Consider the following 19,463-nt stretch of genomic DNA (forward strand, 5'->3'; position numbering starts at 1 on the left):
CCCCTCGGGTGAAAGGACAGTCCCGATGGCTGCCGCCAACTCCGCCCCCGCCGCCCTGGACCGCATCAGGGTCGGCTCCGCCCCGGACTCCTGGGGCGTCTGGTTCCCCGACGACCCCCAGCAGGTGCCCTGGGAGAGGTTCCTCGACGAGGTCTCAGGGGCCGGATACGAGTGGATCGAGCTGGGTCCTTACGGCTATCTGCCGACCGACCCGGCCCGGCTCACCTACGAGGTCACCAAGCGCAATCTGAAGGTCTCCGCGGGGACGGTCTTCACGGCGCTGCACCGGGGGCCCGGGGTCTGGGAGTCCACCTGGGAGCACGTCAGCGATGTCGCCAGGCTGACGCAGGCCATGGGCGCCAAGCACCTCGTGGTCATCCCCTCCTTCTGGCGGGACGACAAGACCGCCGAGATCATCGAGCCGCCCGAGCTGACCGGCGAGCAGTGGGCGCACCTGACGAAGGGCATGGAGCGGCTGGGCCACGAGGTGCGGGAGCGGTTCGGTCTGGACATCGTCGTGCACCCGCACGCCGACACCCACATCGACACCGAGGCGCACGTCGAGCGCTTCCTCGACTCGACCGACTCCGACCTGGTCAACCTCTGCCTGGACACGGGGCACTACGCCTACTGCGGCGGCGACAGCGTCAAGCTCATCGAGACGTTCGGCGAGCGCATCGGCTATCTGCACCTCAAGCAGGTCGACCCGGAGATCCTCGCGGACGTCGTCAAGAACGAGGTCCCCTTCGGTCCGGCTGTCCAGCGCGGTGTGATGTGCGAGCCGCCGGCCGGCGTCCCCGCCCTGGAGCCGGTGCTGGCCGCGGCACAGGGCCTCGGTGTCGACCTCTTCGCCATCGTCGAGCAGGACATGTATCCGTGTCCTCCGGACCAGCCGCTGCCCATCGCGGTGCGCACCCGTAAGTTCCTCCGCTCCTGCGGAGCCTGACGGAACCCCACCGGAAGGGACGACAGCCATGGCCCAGGGCGGAACGCTCGGCGTTGCCGTGGTCGGCACCGGCAAGATGGGTGCCGACCATGTGCGCCGCCTCCATGAGGTGACCAGCGGAGCGCGGGTGGCCGCTGTCGTGGACGTCGACGAGGTGCGGGCCGAGAAGATCGCGAACGCGATCGAGGGCTGCACCGTGTTCACCGACCCGTCCGCCGCCATGGCGGCGGACGGCGTCGACGCCGTGCTCATCGCCTCGCCGGGGCCCGCCCATGAAGCGGCCCTGCTCACGGCCCTCGAGTACGACCTTCCCGTACTGTGCGAGAAGCCGCTCACGCCCGATGCCGCCTCTGCGCTGCGCGTGCTGGAGGCCGAGGTGAAGCTGGGCCACCGGCGTATCCAGGTCGGTTTCATGCGGCGGTACGACACCGAGTACATGAAGCTCAGGTCGCTGCTCACCAGCGGTTACCTGGGGCGCCCGCTGATGCTGCACAACCGGCACCGCAACGCCGCGGCGCCGGCCGGGTTCACCAGTGCGAATCTCATCAACGACTCAGTGGTGCACGAGATGGACGTGACGCGGTGGCTGCTCGGCCAGGAGATCACCGCCGTCACCGTGCTGCGCCCGGCCCCCTCGGAGAACGCCCCCGAGGGCCTGGACGACCCGCAGTTCGTCATCTTCGAGACCGACGGCGGTGCACTCGTCGACGTCGAGATCTTCGTCAACTGCGGATTCGGCTACCAGGTGCAGGCCGAGGTGGTCTGCGAGCGCGGCACGGCCAGGATCGGCGACGGCCACGCCATGGTCACCAACATGGCCGGCCGCTGGGGCGGCACCATCGCCCAGGACTTCGTGGAGCGCTTCGAGGACGCGTACGACCGTGAGGTGCAGGCCTGGGTGGACGCCACGCGGCGCGGCGAGGTGACCGGGCCCAGCACGTGGGACGGATATGCGGCGGCGGCGGTCTGCGAGGCGGGGGTGCGCTCCCAGACGGACGGGGGGCGGGTGGAGGTCGAACTCGTGGAGCGCCCCGCGCTCTACGCCTGACGGCTCGACAGTCGATCCTGACGGTCCGTTCACGGGCCGACGACCCGCGCCCCCGTCTGCGGCGTCAGCGGGGACGCGACGTACGTCGTGTGCGGGTACCGGTTGCCGATGCTGCGGTAGACCACGGGTGCCGCTGCCATCCGGTCGGACAGCAGGCAGTTCTTGCCGTCGATCACGGCACGCGGGGCGGCGAGGAGATCCGACAGCGCGACCCAGTCCGCCTCGATGACCTCGGGCCATTCGGTCAGCACCACCACGGCGTTCGCGCCGTTCACCGCCGCCGCCAGATCGGTGCAGGGCGTGGCGTCGGGGAAGAACTCGGTGAGCCGGGCCGGGGGGATCGCCGGATCCCACACCCGTACGGCCCCGGCCTGCGCCGCGAGATGCGGGATGACGGTGAGGCTGGGCGCCGCACGCACATCGTCGGTCCAGGGCTGGTAGCGCACGCCGAGCACGGCGATCTCGGAGCGCGCCAGGTCCGCGCCCAGCGTCTCCTGCAGGATCTGCGCAACGACGCGCGGCTGTTCGGTGTTGACCTGGATGGTCGCGTCGAGCAGCGGAGTCGGGACTCCCTGCTCGGCGGCCCAACGGGAGAGCGCGGCGGTGTCCTTGGGCAGACACGAGTCGCCGAAGCCGAGCCCGGGCTGCAGGAACGCATGGCCGATACGCGGGTCGAAGCCCATGCCGCGCAGCACGTCGTCGACGTCAAGACCCGGCAGGGAACACAGCCGTGCCAGCTCGTTGGCGAAGCTGATCTTCGTGGCGAGGAAGGCGTTGCTGGCGTACTTGGTCATCTCCGCGCTGGCGGGACTGGTCACCACCCAGGGGCAGGCTACGGAGCCGTACAGCCGGCGCAGCACATCGAGATGATGCTCGGAGTAGACGCCGACGACCAGCCGGGCCGGGGTGAGCCAGTCGTCCAGGGCGCTGCCCTGGTTGAGGAACTCGGGGTTGTACGCGAAGCGGTCCCGCAGCTCGGGGTGGCGCGCGACGAGCGCGTCGCTGGTCCCGGGCGGCACGGTGGACTTCAGCACGAGGAACGGTACGGGGACCAGGCGCGCCACGTCCTCGAGCGCCGCGTCGACATGGGAGAGGTCCGCCGCTCCCCCGGGCGCCGGCGGTGTCCCCACAGCGATCAGTACCGCGTCGAAGGGCTCGCGCCGGTGCTCCTGGCTCATCTCGGCGGCGAAGCGCAGCCGGCCGCCGGCGAGAGCGAGGGCGAGCTGTTCCGCCACTCCCGGTTCGAACAGGGGCGCCTCGCCGCGCTCGAGCACACGCAGCCTCTCCGGGTCCCGCTCGATCCCCATGACGTCGTGGCCCTGTTGCGCCATGGCGACGGAGCCCGTCAGACCGACATAGCCCTGTCCGACGACAGCGATACGCAACGGACTTCACCCCCGTGAACGGCGCGGAACCAGGGCCTGTGTCGGAAGTGGCGCCGTCCGCCCGGAGGGCGGGCCGGGCGGCGTCTGGTGCGTGCTCTCGGCGTGCCGGGTGGAAGCCCTCGTACTGGACGTACTTGGGCTTTCGCCCGGTGCGGCGAGAGTGCGTGCCAGGCGTCGCCCGGCAGGCGCCACTTCCGACACAGGCCCTAGGTGCAGGGAAGGCGCCCACTGTAAGGAGGTGACCGAAGCGCCACCCGTCGGCTCACCCCGGAGGTGATCAGCTGTTCACTCCGGTGGTGTCATCACTGCGCCTCTGGCCGGACGGTTCCGCGCCCGCCCTGCCGGACCTCGAAGGTGACGCGCGCCGTCGTGTGGCGACGGCCCGTCAAAGCCCTGACGGCAGGCTGCGATACGGAGCCCGAAAGCCCGAAAAACCGGGGAGATACGGAAGCCCATTGGGCCATTCGGTCACGTAGTGCTTTCAACGGGTTACCCCGTGTGGCGAACGGGGTTGATGGAACCTAGCTTCGCCTCATGACGACTCGAAAGATCAAGTACCTCGGATGCGTCGCAGCCGTCGCGGTTTCGGGGCTCGGTGCAGCCCCGCCCGCCGCTGCCACGGCGCGTCACGTGGTGCTCCCCGGACAATCCATCCAGAAGGCGGTCGACGCCGCCCGGCCGGGGGACACCATTGTCATCGCACCCGGCACCTACCGTGAAAGCGTGCTGATCACCAAGTCCGGACTGACGCTCCGTGGGGCGGGGAGCCGGACCGTGATCACACCCCCGAAGAGCGGAGCCGGCAACCGCTGTGCGACGGCCGGCAACGGCATGTGCGTACTGGGCACGGACGCCAAGCCCGTCCAGGGCACCACCATCCGCTCCCTCAGACTGTCCGGCTTCAAGAAGAACGCCCTGTGGGCCTCACGTACCGACCGGCTGACGGTGCAGGGCGTGATCGCCGAGAAGAACGGCCAGTGGGGCATCGCCGAGGAGCGGTCCACGCGGAGTCTGTTCTGGGGCAACATCGCCCGGGACAACGCCGAGTCGGGCCTGTTCCTCTCCAACACGATCGACACCGAGGCCGGGGCCACGGACACTCGGTCCACCGTGGTCAGGTACAACCTCCTGCAGCGGAACCGCATCGGAGTCACGGTCAGGCGCCTGCGAAACCTCACCGTGGCGAACAACAGCGTCACCGGGAACTGCAACGGGGTGTTCGTCGTAGGCGACGAAGGGCGGCCTCAGGCCGGGGACATGGCCATCCGGCGCAACTCGATCTACTCGAACAACAAGTACTGCGCGAAGACGGCCCGCCTGCCGTACATCCAGGGCTCGGGCATCGTTCTCACCGGCGCCGAGGACATGCTCGTCGAGGGCAACATCATTCGCGGCAACGAGGGCAAGTCCACCTTCTCGGGCGGAATCGTGCTCTACAAGAGCTTCGTGGGCGCGATCAACCAGCGCAATGTCATCCGCGACAACCTGGTGCTGGGCAACACGACGGCCGACCTTGCGAACCGGGACACCGGGACCGGCAACCGCTTCAGCGGCAATGTGTGCGAGGTCTCCGAACCCGCGGGCCTGTGCTGACCGGCCGGCCGGCTCCCGCTGAACCGAGCGAATCGAGGCGCTACATGACCACGGTAACTCTCCGCCCCCAGCCGGCCACGGCCCCCCAGTCGGCCATGCAGCTGAGGGAGCTGATCTTCGGGGCGGCCTGCGCGGCGGCCGTACGCGCGACCGCCAAGCTCGGCGTCGCAGACGCGCTGGGGGACGAGCCCGCCACCGCGGAGGAACTGGCGGCCGCGCTGGGTGTCGAACCACGGCCGCTGAGGCGGCTGATGCGGGCCGTGTCCTGCTACGGCATCTTCGCCGAGACCGAGGACGGCAGGTTCGTCCACACCCCCATGTCGCGACTGCTGCGCGACGACGATCCGAACAGCCTGCGCTTCATCTCCCTGTGGTGCACGGAACCCTGGACCTGGGCCGCCTGGCCGCGGCTCGACGAGGCGGTGAGGTCGGGCGGCAGCGTCTTCCACGACCTGTTCGGCAAGGGGTTCTTCGACTACCTGCACGAGGACGCGCACGAATCGGCCCATGTGTTCAACCGGGCCATGACCACATCCAGCATGCAGTCGGCGCGGGACCTCGTCGAACTGCTCGACATGACAGGGGTGTCGACGGTCGCCGACATCGGCGGCGGCCAGGGGCACGTCGTGGCGGGACTCCTGGAGAGGTACCCGCACATGCGGGGGACCCTGCTCGATCTGCCGCGCGTGGTGGAGAAGGCGGATCCGCGGCTGCGCGAGGGCGGTGCGCTCGCGGACCGGGCGTTCATCATCGGCGGCGACTGCCGGGAGGGCATCCCGGTCGAGGCCGATCTCTACATCATCAAGAACATCCTCGAGTGGGACGACGACAGCACCCGCAGGACCCTGCGGAACGTCATGGCGGCGGCCAGGCCTGGCGCCAGGGTGGTGATCATCGAGAACATCGTCGACGACACCCCGTCGATGAAGTTCACCACGTCCATGGACCTGCTGCTGCTCCTCAACGTCGGCGGAGCCAAGCACACCAAGGAAAGCCTGGTCACCCGTATGAAGGAGACGGGTCTGACGGTGGGTGAGATCCGCCCGGTCAACCCGTATCTGCACGCCTTCGAATGCACCGTCCCGAGCTGACCGGCGCTGCAGCAGAGAACACCGTCGCCGGCTCCGCGGAGATTCCGCGGAGCCGGCGACGGTGTCTTCCGTGCGGGTACGAGCCGTCAGGCCGAGCCGTCCCGTTCCCAGAGGTAGAACTGCTGGGCCATCGCGTCCTTCGGACTGCGCCACGTCTCCGGGTCGTACGCGCTCACATACGCGGAGAGCCGGTCGCTGATGTCCCGGAAGGCAGGGTGACCCGCCACCTTGGCGATCGCCGGGCCGGGCGGCCGGTCCGCCTCCACCAGGTGCATATACACGTCACCGAACTGCCAGAGGGTGCGGCGCGTGACCCCGACCAGGTGCGGCAGCTCGCCGCTGTCGGAGTCCGCGAACACCTTGGCGATGTCGGGGGCCGCGCCCGGTGCCATCCGGGCCACGATCAGGGCTTGGTGCGTCAAGGGGCTTCCTTCCTTTCGGTGGCGCCAAGCCGCGCGGACCGCCCGGAAGGCGGTCCGCAGGGCGACTGGCGACTATGTGGTCAGTCGGTGGTGACGGAGGCGGTCGGACGCGCCTGGGCCGCGCGCTGCTCGATCTTGTCCCGGATGAGCTGCATCTGGACGACCGAGTTGCGGTTGATGTTGTCGGTCATCCACGCGTCGTCCACCGGGGCCTCGGGCTTCATCGCGAAGTCCTGCGTCCAGTGCATCCGGACTCCGTCGGAGGTCTCCGAGTACACCCACTCGATGTTCATGTACTCGAAGGGACCGGTCTCGACCCGGCGGGCCCTGACCTTCAGCGCGTTCCGGTCAGCCACCCGCTCGGAGACCCAGCTCCAGACCTTGCCGTTCTCGTCCGGGTGCATGGTCAGCCGGAAGGTCGTCTTGTCGCCCTCCCGCTCGAGGACATCGACGGACGCGTACTCGCTGAAGAGCTGCGGCCAGTTCTCGATGTCGTTGGTCATGTCCCAGACGAGGTCCAGGGGAGCGGCGATCGTGATCTCGTTCTCGGTGTGTCCCGACACGTCAGGCTCCCGCCATCAGGCTGCTGTTGACGAGGTTGAGGAACTCCCTCGGTGTCTTGCACCGCTCCGCGTCGGTGGGCAGCGCGCGGCCGTGGCTGTTCTCCAGCTCGCCGACGATGCCGAGCAGACCGAGCGAGTCAAGCCCGATCTCCGAGAAGCCGGTGTCGAGCCGGCGCTCCATGTCCTTGGCGTCGACGGTGACGCCGGCGGCCTTCTTCATCAGAGCCGTGAGCTCCTGGACGGTCAGTTCGCTGTTCATGAGGATTTCTCCTTCTCACGAGAGGGCATCGGTGCCGTGCCGGAGCACGAGCGCCGCGTTCGACCCCATGAGTCCCCGGCTGAGGACCAGCGCCGTACGCAGCTCGGCGGGCCGGGCACGGGAGGTCACCAGATCGAGGTCATGGCAGACGTCGAACACGTTCGGGGTGGGCGGGACGAGGCCGTGTTCCATGGCGAGTACGGCGGTCGCCGTGTCCAGCACGGGCGCACCGCAGTAAGCACGGCCGATTCCGGTCTTGGGCGCCGTCACCGGCACGCGGGTGGCGCTCGAGCCCAGTACGTCGGCGATCGCCAGCGCCTCCGCGCGATCCGCCTCCGGTACGCCGAGCGCGTCCGCGAACACGACGTCGATCTCCTCGGGGGCGCACTGCGCCTCCTGGAGTGCGCCGCGGATCGCCTGGGCGAGCCCCTCCCGGGACTGCTCCCAGCGGGAGGCGCCCGTGAAGGTCGCGGCGTGACCGGCGATGACCGCGCGCGCCCGGACGTCCCTGTCCCGGGCCGCCGCCTCCTCCTCCACCACGAGCATGGCGCCGCCCTCGGCGGGCACGAACCCGCTGGCGCCGGTGGTGAAGGGACGGTATGCGCGCGCGGGGTCGTCGCTCGTGCTCAGCTCTTCGTAGCCGAGTTGGCAGACGACCGAATAGGGGGCCAGCGGAGCCTCCGCGGCACCGACCACGACGGCGTCGGTGCCACGCCGGATGGCTCCGGCGGCGTGCGCCAGCGCGTCGAGACCACCGGCCTCGTCGCTGGCGACTACTCCACACGGTCCCTTGAAGCCGCCCCGGATGGAGATCTGGCCGGTGCTGGCGGCGTAGAACCATGCGATGGACTGGTACGGGCCGACGAAGCGGGAACCCTGTCCCCACAGTTTCTGCAGTTCGCGCTGGCCGAACTCGCCACCGCCGGACCCGGCCGCGGTGACCACGCCCACCGCGAACGGGTCGTCGACGGTGTCGGCGCGGCCGAGCCTGGCGTCCTCCCGAGCCATGTCGGCCGCGGCCATCGCGAAGTGGCTGAACCGGTCGGTCTGGACGAGGAAGGTCTCCTCGATCAGATCTGCCGGCTCGAATCCGCGGACCTCGCCCGCGATGCGGAGCGGCAGGTTCTCGCAGCCCTCGCGGGTCACCTTGTCCAGGACACTGGTGCCGGCCTGAGTGGACTTCCAGAAGGTCTCGGTGGTCGTTCCATTGGGTGCGACGACGCCGATGCCGGTGATGACGGACCGTCGTGCGGGCTTGGAGCTCATCGTGTGCCCCCTTCGGGTCGGGTCAGAACCACCGCGGACTGGAAGCCGCCGAACCCGCTGCCGACCGACAGCACGTTGCGGAGCTTGAGCGGGCGCGCGGTGCGCGGCACATAGTCGAGGTCGCATTCGGGGTCGGGTGTCTCGTAGTTCGCCGTCGGAGGCACCACTTGGTGGACGAGGGCGAGCACGCACGCGACGACCTCGATCGCCCCGATGGCGCCCAGCGAGTGGCCCACCATGGACTTGATCGAACTCATCGGCGCTTCGTAGGCGTGCGCGCCCAGGGAGCGTTTCACCGCGGCCGTCTCGTGCCGGTCGTTCTGCTGGGTGCCCGAGCCGTGCGCGTTGACGTAGTCGATCAGTGAGCCGTCGATACGGGCGTGGTCGAGCGCGTCGTCGATCGCGTGGGCCATTTCCAGGCCCTCCCGGGTGAGACCGGTCATGTGGTAGGCGTTGCCGTAGGTGGCGTAGCCGCTGATCTCGCAGTACACGTGCGCGCCGCGGGCGCGGGCGTGTTCGAGCTCCTCCAGCACCAGTACGGCTCCCCCTTCGCCCATGACGAACCCGTCGCGGTGGGCGTCGAACGGCCGCGATGCGTGCTCCGGGTCGTCGTTGTTCGTGGACGTCGCCTTGATCGCGTCGAAGCACGCCATGGTGATGGGCGTGATCGGCGAGTCGGAGGCTCCGGCGATGGCGACGTCCATCCGGCCGTCCTCGATGGCGTGGAAGGCGTAGCCGATCGCGTCGAGGCCGGAGGTGCAGCCCGTGGAGACCGTCTGTACGGGTCCGTGGGCGCCGAACATCTCGGCCACCTCGGAGGCGAGCGCGCTGGGCGAGAACGCCCGGTGCAGATGAGGGCCGGCCGCGCGGTGGTCGACATCCCACCTCCGGCCCTTCTCGCTCACCGCGACATAGTCGTGTTCGAGGCGCGTGGTGCCACCGACCGCGGTGCCCAGGGACACGCCCATGCGCCAGGGGTTCTCCTGCTCGGGGGCGAGACCCGCGTCCCGGACCGCCTCTCGGGCGGCGACCATGGCGAACTGGACGTAGCGGTCGGCGCGCTGTGCCGTCGCCACGTCGATTCCGTGTGCCGCCGGGTCGAAGTCGCACTCGGCGGCGATGCGCGAGCGGAGCCCCTCCGGGTTGAAGAGCGTGATGCCCCGCGTCGCGGTACGTCCGCCCGCGAGGAGGTCCCAGAACGCCGGTACGCCGACGCCGCCCGGGGCAACGATGCCGACACCGGTGACCGCCACGCGCCTGGTCATGACAGGGCCTCGGTTCGCTGAGGCGTCCTGGCCTGTCCGGCTCCTTCCGTGGCGTCGGTTTCCTCTGTGTCGACATGCCCGAGCGCGGGGCGCGGTGCCAGCGGGCCCAGATGGAACACCAGACGGGCCTCCTCGTCCCCCACGTTGCGGAACCGGTGCCGCATATAAGGGGGGATGAGCAGAGCCTGATCGGGCTTGATCGGATGCGTCTCCCCATCGAGGTCCACTTCGAGCGCACCGCACACGACGTACACGAATTCCTCCGAGTACGGGTGGTAGTGCTCACCGATGCGGTCGCCGGGCTGGACGATGGCCAGGCCCATGAAACCGCTCTTGGCGCCCACCGCCATGGGCGTGAGCATGGCGCGCAGATCACCTCCGCGCTTGGTGTTGGGCTGAGTCTCGCTGAGGTCCACGATGCGTGGGCGGTGCATGGTCATGTTTGCTTCCTCCATATGACGGGTGCCGACGGCGTACGCGCGTCCGGCTGTGACACGGCCGAGGCGGTCCGGGTCAGGAGTCCGATGCGCGGCGGTCGGTGATCAGTTGCATGTCGGAGCGTTGGAGGAAGCGCAGGATGTCCTGTTCGTCCGCCGACGCGCCGTCCACGCCGAGGGCATCGCCGTCGAGCAGACGCGCCAGGACGGCTGCCTTGCGGTCGCCCTTGAGACCGAGGGCCGCGGCGGGATCGGCATCGATGGGGCCCCGCACATCGACCAGCCGGACGACGATGTCGTCGCGCTGGAAGACGGTGCTGCTGTGAATGGGGCTGGTGGGGTCGTCCGCGGCCGCCTCGTCCTGGCGGGCGAGCAGCTGTGCCAGGGGCAGACCGCATCCCTCCTTGGCGGGGTAGAGGAGCGCGTGCCGCTGCACGTCCTCGGGGACCGGACCGCCGAACGACACATGGTGCACCGACGGCAGCGCGGCCCGTGTGAAGAAGAGCCGGGCGGATCCGGGGTTGCTGAGGTCCCGGTCCTGCTCGAGGTAGGGGTTGATGGCCTCCTCGATCGCCGTGACCTCGGGCTGGCGCGCCACGTAGCGCAGCGCGGTCATCAGGTCGCCCTCCACCTCGATGGCCCGGACCAGCCGGTTTCCGTGCATATAGACAGAGGTGCGGCGCAACATGGTGGTGTCGTCCACGTGTGGGTTCGGCGCGGTGTAGCCGGACATGATCTCGCGGACGACCGGCTCGCTGCCCGGCTTCACGGTGAAGGTGAGGGCATGGCGCACCACGCCGTCGCCCAGCCGTGGCGAGACCTGCAGATGTCCCTTGGCTGACTCGGGCAGGGGCCCGGCGACATTGCCGGTCTCCCGCAGAATGCTGAAGCGCATCGAGCGCGTGTCACGGACGCAGCTGTGCATGGGCTGCACCGTCTCCACGTGCTCTTCGCTGTTCACCCAGGCCAGGAAGGGCAGGGCGCTCTCCCACTCGCTGGTGATGAGCCACTGCGAGGGGTTCTCGATGGACTGGCACAACTGGTCGCTGATGTGCCCGGGCACCGAGGCCACATGGTTGCGCAGGCGCTCGTATGCCTCCAGGAACTCCTTCTGGGCACCTTCGTAGAGGTCCAGCAGCAGGACGACCCGAAGTCTGGAGCCGTCGAACGCGGACTGCGACACGCGTTCCGAGATTGTCATCGTCATCCAGCACACATCTCCTTCGAGACAGCAAGGACGCCACATCTCCTGATGCGACGTCAGGCCGCTTGGAATCCGGGTTGCTGTCCCGCGGATTCCGAGGGTCGTCCCCCGAGAGCGAGGGCGACGATCAGCACGGAACCGATCATTGGTCGGTCCCGGAAGGCGCGCGAGTTGCGTGAACCACGTGGGTGACAGCTCCGGCGAAGCGGGTGACACACCGGGCTCAACCGCCCGGGGGAAGCGCCTGAGGAACCGGCTGAACCACCTGGGGGAAGCCCGTGAGGGGCCCGGCTGAACCACCCGGGGGACGCGAGCGGCGAACCGGCTGAACCAGCCGGGTGAATGGGGCGGACGAAGCCGTCCCCCCAAGCCCCGTCAGGGCATGGAACCTTCATCCCCGAACGTGGGGGGACCCCAGCTGGAGGCATTGATGAACGAAGAAGTCGACCACCGCGTACCGGTCCTCATCGTGGGCGGCTCCCTGGTGGGGTTGTCCGCCTCGCTGTTCCTGGGCCGACTGGGCATCGAGCACATGGTGGTCGAGAAGCACTCGGCCACATCGATGCATCCGCGTGGGCGCGGCAACAACGTACGCACGATGGAGCTGTTCCGGGTGGCCGGTGCGGAGCAGCGGATCCGGGAGGCCGCGTCGATCCTCGCGGACAACCACGGCATCCTGCAGACACCGTCACTCGCCGAGGAAGGCGAGTGGCTGTTCAAGGAGATGGACCCGGGTGGCGGGCTCGCCCGGTTCAGCCCGAGCGGATGGTGTCTGTGCAGTCAGAACGACCTGGAGCCGGTGCTGCTGCAGTGCGCTCGTGAACTCGGGGGCGACATCCGCTTCTCCGCGGAGATGCTGTCCTTCGAGCAGGACGCCGACGGGGTCACCGCGGTCGTGAAGAATCGTGACACCGGCGAGCACACCACCGTGTACGCGGAGTACCTCGTCGCCGCAGACGGGCCGCGCAGTCCGGTCCGGGAACGGCTGGGCATCGGCCAGACGGGGCCCGGCGAGCTGTTCCACAACGTCAGCATCACCTTCAACTCCAAGATGCTCGCCGACGTGGTGGGCGACCGGCGCTTCATCGCCTGCTACCTGACAACCCCGGAGGCGGACGGGGCGCTGCTGCCGGTGGACAACGTGGAGAAGTGGGTGTTCCACGCGCCGTGGCAGCCGGGGCGGGGCGAGACGCTGGAGGACTTCACCGACGAGCGGTGCATCGACCAGATCCGCAAGGCCGTCGGCGTGCCGGACATCGACGTGGAGATCACCGGCAGGGCCCCGTGGCACGCGGCGGAGCGCGTCGCCGAGTCCTATGCGTCGGGCCGGGTCTTCCTGGCCGGGGACTCCGCCCACGAGATGTCGCCGACCGGAGCCTTCGGGTCCAACACGGGCATCCAGGACGCCCACAACCTCGCCTGGAAACTCGCCGCCGTACTGAACGGCTGGGCGGGGCCCGGACTGCTGGCGACCTATGAGACGGAGCGCCTGCCGGTCGCCCAGGTGACCAGCGCGCGCGCCTCGGCCCGCTCCGTGGAGCACAGCCACCCCGGCTATGCCCCCGCCCCCGGCGCGGGCGGCGGACAGCAGGGCGGTGTGCTCAAGGTGGCTCTGGGCTACCGCTACCCCCGCGGCGCCGTCATCGGCGCCGACCCCGCGCAGCCCGTGGTGCCGGACACCATGCAGCTGACGGGCGAGCCGGGCAGCCGCGCTCCGCACATGTGGCTGCTCAGGTCCGGCGTTCGCACGTCCACCCTCGATCTCTACGAGCGTTCCTGCGTGCTGCTCTGCGGCGCCGCGAGTACGTGGCACATGGCGGCGAGGCGGGTCGCCGAGCGGTTGTCCGTGCCCCTCGACTCCTTCCGGATCGGCAGCGGACCGGATGCTGATCTCGCCCCCGAGAAGGGCGGCGACTGGGCCGCGCTGCACGGTACGACGGAACAGGGCGCGGTGCTGGTCCGCCCCGACGGCTACGTGGCGTGGCGTTCGGAGGGCGCTGTCGCCGACCCGGAGGCGACGCTGTACGAGATCATGGCGTCGTTGCTGGACCTGGCCTGACGTAGGCCTTCCACAAGGCCGGCGCGGCGTCGGCCACGCCGCCTCCCGGGGTTGATGTCGGCACGGGAGGCGGCGGGCGGCTTCGGCTGCTTCTGTCCCGAGGCCGTGCGTGCGGGCCTCGGGACAGAGCCGTGTCTAGACGGTGCAGTCCGTCCCGTTCAGCTTGAACGCGGCCGGCGCGGTGTTGGCGCCCGAGAGCGATCCGTTGAAGCCGAAGGTCACCGTCGAGCCCGGCGCGATGGACGCGTTGTACGAGGCGTCGGTCGCCGTGACCGCGGTGCCGGACTGGCTGACGGTGGCGTTCCATGCCTGGGTGACGCCCTGTCCCGACGGCCAGCTCCACGCCAGCTGCCAGCCGTTCACGGTGGTCGTCCCGGTGTTCTTGATGGTCACCTGGGCGGTGAAGCCGGTGTTCCACTGGTTCTGCACGGTGTACGCGACCGCGCAGCTGCCCGTCGGGGTCGGCGTGGTGTCACCGGTCCAGCCGAGGGCCTCCGCGATGCCGTGATAGGCGGGCTTGGGCTGGAAGTTCTCGTCGTACGGGGTGGCCGCGCCGTATCCGTCGAAGAAGTCGGGGATCCAGGAGTCGGAGTCGGTGAAGCCCCAGACGGTGATGCCCTTGCAGCGTGAGACGGCGACGCAGGCGCTGGTGACCGCCTTGTAGTCGGCCTTCTGCTGCGCGAGCTGGGCCTCGGTCGGGGGAACCGTCATCCGGATGTCGAGCTCGGTGATCACGACGTCGACGCCGAGGTCGGCGAAGCGCTGGATGTTGGCCTGGAGGCTGGACGGGACCTGGCCGAGGATGAGGTGGGCCTGCAGACCGACGCCGTCGATCGGGACGCCCTGTTCCTTCAGCGACTTGACGAGGTTGTACATCGCGGTGCTCTTCGCGTTGATGCCCTCGACGTTGTAGTCGTTGATGTACAGCTTGGCGTCGGGGTCGGCGGCGCGGGCGGCCCTGAACGCGTCGGCGATGTACGAGTCGCCGATCGCGGTCTGGAAGACCGACTGGCGGCGGGTGCCGTCCTCGTTGAACGGCTCGTTGACCACGTCCCAGTGGTCGATGCGGCCCTTGTAGCGGCCGGCTTCGGTGGCGATGTGGTCGGTCATGACCGTGCGGAGGCTGTCCGCCGTCCAGGTGCCGTTCTCGACCCAGCTGGGCAGCTGGCTGTGCCAGACCAGGGTGTGTCCGCGGACCTTCTGGTTGTTGGCCTCGGCGAAGTTCACGACGCTGTCGGCGCCGGACCAGTTGTAGCTGCCGCGGGTCGGCTCGACCGAGCCCCATTTCATCTCGTTGCCGGGAGTGATCGAGTCGAACTGCTCGGCGGCGACACTCGCGTAGGTGCCGTTGAGCTTGGACGCGGTGACCGCGGTTCCGTAGTAGATGCCCTTGGCGGCGGCGAGGTCCCGCAGCACGGGGGCCTCGGCCGCGTGACCGGAGGTAGCTCCTCCGATCAGCAGCAGGGCGGCGGCCGAAACCCCGAACGCGGCTCTTCGTAAGCACTGGAGCTTCATGGATTTCCCTCTCCTGATGGCTTCACGTGACTTCCGGCTTCCGGAAGGCTTCTGCAAAGTTTCGAGAGTGCGTCCGGAACGCTAGAGGCGTATGAGCGAACGGTCAACGCAAGTGGGGGAATTGACTGCAGTGGCAGTGCTGCCTGGACCCAACGGCCGGTCGCCTGCGGTTCAGCCGACGCGCGGGCCCCGGCCGCTGACGCCATGCGGGGCATGGGCTTGACGCCAACGGCCGGTGGCCTGCGAGTTCACCGGCGTCCTGTGGTTTCTTCAGCGGTCCTGGTGCGGTGAGACGCTGAACGTCGCGTGCAGACGGCGGGTGTGGTCCACCTGCCGTACCGGTCCGGTGAGGGTCACCCTGGCCGTCAGCCGCGGCTCGGCGCTGGAGGCGCTGAGCCGCAGTTCCAGCTCACCCGGCTCGACGATCCGCCGCCCGCCGCGGCCGGTGAACGACGCGAGGTCCGCGGGCACGGTGACTTGGACGCGGCTCGCCTCTCCGGCCGCGAGAGGCACCCGTACATATCCGATCAGGCGCTGGACGGGCTGCACGACCGAGGCGACGGGGTCGTGCAGATAGAGCTGCACGACCTCGGTGGCCTCGCGGTCACCGGTGTTGCGGACCGTGAGGGCGAGCCGCACCTCGGCGTCCGTCGCGGCCTGCACATCGTCCACGGTCAGGTCCGACCACTCGAAGGTGGTGTACGTCAGGCCGTGCCCGAACCCGAAGGCCGGCGTGGGGTCGGTGTTGGACACATCGCTGATCTGGCCCAGCGGGGCCGCCAGGTAGGTGGACGGCTGGACTCCGGGTCGGCGCGGGATGCTGACGGGGAGCCTGCCGGACGGGGTGACCCGTCCGGTGAGCACACCGGCGATGGCCGCGGTGCCCTCCTCGCCGGGGAAGAAGGACTGGACGATGGCGGCGGATTCGTCGACGGCGCGGCCGAGCGCGTAGGGCCGCCCGGAGAGGAGCGTCACGACCACCGGCGTACCGGTGTCGAGGAGCGTGTCGAGCAGCTGCTGCTGTACGCCGGGCAGCACCAGGGACTCCGCGTCGCAGCCCTCGCCGCTGGTGCCACGGCCGAACAGCCCGGCCCGGTCACCGAGCGCGAGCACGACGACGTCGGCGCCACGCGCCAGTTCGGCGGCCACGGCGAAGCCACTGGTGTCCGTGGAGTCGACGCTCGCGCCGGGCGCCGTGACGATCTCGCTGCCGGGGAACTCGGCCAGAAGCGACTCGCGAAGCGTCGGAAGCTCGATGCCGGCCGGCACCTCGGGGTGGTGGACGCCGACGTGCGCGGGGAAGGAATAGCAGCCCAGGACAGAGTTCGGGGTGTCGGCGGTGGGGCCGATAAGGGCGATCCTGGCCGGGCTCGCCAGGGGCAGGGTGCCGTCGTTGCGGAGGAGGACGACGGCCTGCTCCGCGATCTCCCGGGCGATGGCGCGGTTGGCGGCCGTGTCCAGGTCCACCGATCCGCGCAGCGCCTCCGGGTCCGTCAGGTCGGCGTCGGCCAGCGCCTCGGGCACCGGGTTCCAGTCGGGGTCGAGCAGTCCCAGCTCGGCCTTCTGGATCAGTACACGCCGAAGGGCGCGGTCCACCAGAGCCTCCGGCACCTGACCCGCGGTGACCGCGTCGCGCAGCGACTGTCCGAAGGTCTTGACGTTGGGCAGCTCCACATCCACGCCGGCGGCGAGGGCGGCGCCGGCCGCCTCGCCCCAGCTGCCGGCCACGCCGTGCAGGGCCTTGAGGAAGGCGATGCCGAAGTAGTCGGCCACGACCGTCCCGGCGAAGCCCCAGGTGTCCCGCAGCAGTCCGGTCAGCAGCTGCTCGTCGGCGTGGGACGGCACCCCGTCGGTGTCGGTGTACGAGGCCATGACCGACCGGACGCCGCTCTCCCGCACCGCCATCTCGAACGGCGGGAGCATGACGTCGGCCCGCTCCCGGGCGCCCATGCTCACCGGCGCCAGATTGCGGCCGGCCCGGGAGGCCGAGTAGCCGACGAAGTGCTTGAGCGTGGCGACGACGCCGGCGGACTCCAGGCCCTGGATATAGGCGGTGGCGACCGTTCCCACCAGGTAGGGGTCCTCGCCGATCGTCTCCTCGACGCGGCCCCACCGGGCGTCGCGTACGACGTCGAGGACGGGGGCGAGCCCCTGGTGCACGCCCACCGAGCGCATGTCCCGTCCGATGGCCTCCGCCATGCGCCGGACGAGTGCCGGGTTGAAGGTGGCGCCCCAGGACAGTGGTACGGGATAGGCGGTGGCGCCCCAGGTGGCGAAGCCCGCGAGGCACTCCTCATGGGCGAGGGCCGGAATGCCGAAGCGGTTCGCCTCGGCGATGCGTCGCTGGGTCCGCAGCAGGGAGAGCGCTCCCAGGGCGGGATCGACCGGAGCCGTGCCGAACGGCCGGGTCAGCTGACCGAGTCCGTGCGGCAGGAGGGCGTCGAGGTCGACCGGTTCCTCCATGTCGTGCTGGTGCGGCGCGACCTCCCCGCCCTCGTCGGAGGCTCCGACCCAGACGCCGTACAGCTGCGCGATCTTCTCCGGAAGGGTCATCGCGGCGATGAGCGCGTCGGCTCGGGTCTCGGCGTCGAGGGAGGCGTCGCTCCACAGGGGAGTTGCGGAATCTGTCTCTACGGACACGTTGTCGATCACTTTCCTCCGACGCCCATGAGCCCCTGGACCAGGGTGCGCCGGGCGAACAGGTAGACGAGCAGGACAGGCAGGGTGGATACGACCACGGCCGCCAGCAGTCCGGGGATGTTCATCCCGTACTGCGTCTGGAAGTTGAAAAGGCCCAGGGTGATGACCTTGGTCGACTCCGACTGGGTCAGCACCAGCGGGAACAGGAAGCCGTTCCATGCCTGGAGGGCGGAGAAGACCGTGATGGTCGAGATGCCGCCCTTGGACAGCGGAAGCACCAGCTGGAAGAACACCCGCCAGGTCGGCGCGCCGTCCATGGCCATGGCCTCGTACAGATCCGGGGTGATGTCACGCATCACCCCGGTGAGGATCAGCGCGCACATCGGCAGCGCGAACGCCGCGGTCGGCAGGATGACGCCGATGAGGTTGTCGTACAGCCCGGCCTGGCTGATGACATAGAACATCGGCACGATGACGGCCTGCGCGGGGATCGCCAGTCCGAGCAGGAAGAGCCGGAAGACCCCCGTGGTCATCCGGCCGCGGCTCCTGACGATGGCGAACGCCAGCGGCGGCACCAGCAGCAGGACGATGGCGACCACGCTCACGGTGACGATCAGCGTGTTGAGGAAGTACTGTCCGAAGCCGGTGTCGAAGACGTTGGTGTAGTTGTCCAGCGTGAAGCTGTCGGGAAAGCTCAGCGGACCGTTGTCGGAGTAGTCGCTGCGGCTCTGCAGCGTGGCAGCCAGCAGGACGTACAGCGGCAGGGCCACCAGGAACAGCCAGACCAGCGATCCGAAGCCGGCGAGGTAGTTGGGACGACGCTTCATCACACGCCCTCCATCGTGCTGCGCATCTTGTCGTAGCCCGAGAGGCGCACCATGACGAGCGAGATGATGGTCGCCACGATCACCAGGACGAGGGCGACGGCCGAGCCGGCGCCGTAGTCGAAGCGCTTGAAGGCCGTTTGGTACATGTAGTAGGCGCTGATGGTGGTGTCGGTGCCGGGGCCGCCCTGAGTGAGGATCAGGATGGTGTCGAAGGTCGTCAGGCCGCCGACCACCATGATGATGCCCGAAGTGATCATGGTGTTGCGCAGCTGCGGCAGGGTGATGTGGAAGAACTGCCGGAACCTGCCGGCGCCGTCGATCTCCGCGGCCTGGTAGAGCACCTTCGGGATCGCCCGGGCCGCGCCCTGGTAGATCAGGGTGTGGAACGGCACGAACTGCCAGGCGCCCACGAAGACCAGCACCCCGATGGCGCCGCTCTGCACGCCGAGCAGGTTGCCGTCGCCGAACAGCCACTTTGCTTGTGCGGGGACTCCGAAGTTCGGGTCCAGGAGGGCACGCCACAGAACGGACACGGCCGTCGCGGACAGCAGCAGCGGGACGAAGAAGATCGCCGACAGGACCGCACGGTTGCGCTGCTGGCCGGCTGCCCAGACTCCCAGGACGATGCTGAGCGGTGTCTGGACCACCACGCCGAGTACGGTGATCAGCACGCTCAGCCAGAGGCTCTTGACCAGGACTGGGTCGTCGAAGAGCTTGGTCCAGTTGTCGGAGCCGACAAACTGCGGTGATCCGATTCCGTTCCAGCTCATGAAGGACAGCACCGCGACGAGCACGAGCGGGACGATGGCGAACAGGACGAAGAACACGGCGGCGGGGGCCGCCCAGGCGATGCCCGGGCGGCCCACCCTGGCGGCGGACCGGCCCGCGGGCCGCCGCCTTTCCACGGTTTTCACGGTGGTGATGGTGGTCATCTCGGAAGTCC

The 19,463-nt window shown here is 69.3% G+C and carries 17 protein-coding genes; 5 read left to right on the forward strand and 12 right to left on the reverse strand.

Translation table 11 applies throughout. The annotated features are described in order from the left end of the window. Window positions 1–25 precede the first annotated feature (25 nt). Together ACSMXV_RS03655 and ACSMXV_RS03660 are read left to right on the forward strand one after the other, a co-directional pair. Window positions 26–946 (forward strand): sugar phosphate isomerase/epimerase family protein, encoded by a 921-nt coding sequence (locus ACSMXV_RS03655; protein ID WP_473176253.1) that lies wholly within the window; start codon window positions 26–28, stop codon window positions 944–946. Window positions 947–974: 28 nt separating this feature from the next. Beyond that, entirely contained in the window at window positions 975–1,994 is a 1,020-nt protein-coding gene (locus ACSMXV_RS03660; protein ID WP_473176254.1) for a Gfo/Idh/MocA family protein, read from the forward strand. A gap of 29 nt (window positions 1,995–2,023) precedes the next feature. Here ACSMXV_RS03660 and ACSMXV_RS03665 read toward each other — a convergent pair whose 3' ends face one another. Beyond that, complete coding sequence (locus ACSMXV_RS03665; protein WP_473176255.1) at window positions 2,024–3,379, reverse strand: UDP-glucose dehydrogenase family protein; 1,356 nt, start codon at window positions 3,377–3,379, stop codon at window positions 2,024–2,026. A gap of 534 nt (window positions 3,380–3,913) precedes the next feature. Between ACSMXV_RS03665 and ACSMXV_RS03670 the strand changes: the two genes are divergently transcribed. Continuing rightward, complete coding sequence (locus ACSMXV_RS03670) at window positions 3,914–4,972, forward strand: right-handed parallel beta-helix repeat-containing protein (RefSeq protein ID WP_473176256.1); 1,059 nt, start codon at window positions 3,914–3,916, stop codon at window positions 4,970–4,972. 44 nt (window positions 4,973–5,016) lie between these two features. Continuing rightward, entirely contained in the window at window positions 5,017–6,063 is a 1,047-nt protein-coding gene (locus ACSMXV_RS03675; RefSeq protein WP_473176257.1) for a methyltransferase, read from the forward strand. Window positions 6,064–6,149: 86 nt separating this feature from the next. Here ACSMXV_RS03675 and ACSMXV_RS03680 read toward each other — a convergent pair whose 3' ends face one another. From ACSMXV_RS03680 to ACSMXV_RS03710, 7 genes are all read right to left on the reverse strand, one after another. Continuing rightward, window positions 6,150–6,485 (reverse strand): TcmI family type II polyketide cyclase, encoded by a 336-nt coding sequence (locus tag ACSMXV_RS03680; protein ID WP_258563956.1) that lies wholly within the window; start codon window positions 6,483–6,485, stop codon window positions 6,150–6,152. 80 nt (window positions 6,486–6,565) lie between these two features. Next, window positions 6,566–7,048, reverse strand: a complete 483-nt coding sequence (locus ACSMXV_RS03685; protein WP_181656947.1) for an SRPBCC family protein — start codon at window positions 7,046–7,048, stop codon at window positions 6,566–6,568. Window position 7,049: 1 nt separating this feature from the next. Further along, window positions 7,050–7,307 carry an acyl carrier protein gene (locus ACSMXV_RS03690; RefSeq protein ID WP_067284952.1) on the reverse strand — a complete coding sequence of 86 codons (258 nt, stop codon included), beginning with the start codon at window positions 7,305–7,307 and terminating at the stop codon, window positions 7,050–7,052. Between the two features lie 15 nt (window positions 7,308–7,322). After that, window positions 7,323–8,573: a ketosynthase chain-length factor gene (locus ACSMXV_RS03695; protein ID WP_473176258.1), complete on the reverse strand. Its 1,251-nt coding sequence runs from the start codon at window positions 8,571–8,573 to the stop codon at window positions 7,323–7,325. Next, entirely contained in the window at window positions 8,570–9,838 is a 1,269-nt protein-coding gene (locus ACSMXV_RS03700) for a beta-ketoacyl-[acyl-carrier-protein] synthase family protein (RefSeq protein ID WP_473176259.1), read from the reverse strand. Before ACSMXV_RS03700 ends, ACSMXV_RS03695 begins: the two co-directional genes overlap by 4 nt. Next, window positions 9,835–10,278 (reverse strand): cupin domain-containing protein, encoded by a 444-nt coding sequence (locus ACSMXV_RS03705; RefSeq protein ID WP_181656944.1) that lies wholly within the window; start codon window positions 10,276–10,278, stop codon window positions 9,835–9,837. The genes ACSMXV_RS03700 and ACSMXV_RS03705 overlap by 4 nt, the downstream gene beginning before the upstream one ends. A 73-nt stretch (window positions 10,279–10,351) precedes the next feature. Next, window positions 10,352–11,482, reverse strand: coding sequence for a SchA/CurD-like domain-containing protein (locus ACSMXV_RS03710; protein WP_473176260.1), 1,131 nt, complete (start codon window positions 11,480–11,482; stop codon window positions 10,352–10,354). A gap of 427 nt (window positions 11,483–11,909) precedes the next feature. Here ACSMXV_RS03710 and ACSMXV_RS03715 point away from each other — a divergent pair, with 427 nt between their 5' ends. After that, window positions 11,910–13,538 carry an FAD-dependent oxidoreductase gene (locus ACSMXV_RS03715; RefSeq protein ID WP_473176261.1) on the forward strand — a complete coding sequence of 543 codons (1,629 nt, stop codon included), beginning with the start codon at window positions 11,910–11,912 and terminating at the stop codon, window positions 13,536–13,538. Window positions 13,539–13,673: 135 nt separating this feature from the next. On the opposite strand, the gene ACSMXV_RS03720 is transcribed toward ACSMXV_RS03715, so the two are convergent. The 4 genes from ACSMXV_RS03720 to ACSMXV_RS03735 all read right to left on the reverse strand — a co-directional run bounded on the left by ACSMXV_RS03720 (window position 13,674) and on the right by ACSMXV_RS03735 (window position 19,452). After that, on the reverse strand, window positions 13,674–15,053 hold the full coding sequence (locus tag ACSMXV_RS03720; RefSeq protein ID WP_473176262.1) for a glycoside hydrolase family 10 protein: 1,380 nt from the start codon (window positions 15,051–15,053) through the stop codon (window positions 13,674–13,676). Between the two features lie 270 nt (window positions 15,054–15,323). Further along, window positions 15,324–17,693: a beta-xylosidase/alpha-l-arabinosidase gene (locus tag ACSMXV_RS03725; RefSeq protein WP_473176263.1), complete on the reverse strand. Its 2,370-nt coding sequence runs from the start codon at window positions 17,691–17,693 to the stop codon at window positions 15,324–15,326. Between the two features lie 8 nt (window positions 17,694–17,701). After that, on the reverse strand, window positions 17,702–18,520 hold the full coding sequence (locus ACSMXV_RS03730) for a carbohydrate ABC transporter permease (RefSeq protein ID WP_473176264.1): 819 nt from the start codon (window positions 18,518–18,520) through the stop codon (window positions 17,702–17,704). Next, window positions 18,520–19,452 (reverse strand): carbohydrate ABC transporter permease, encoded by a 933-nt coding sequence (locus ACSMXV_RS03735; RefSeq protein ID WP_473176265.1) that lies wholly within the window; start codon window positions 19,450–19,452, stop codon window positions 18,520–18,522. The genes ACSMXV_RS03730 and ACSMXV_RS03735 overlap by 1 nt, the downstream gene beginning before the upstream one ends. Window positions 19,453–19,463: the final 11 nt, after the last annotated feature.

Source organism: Streptomyces sp. DSM 42067 (genome assembly GCF_055792885.1).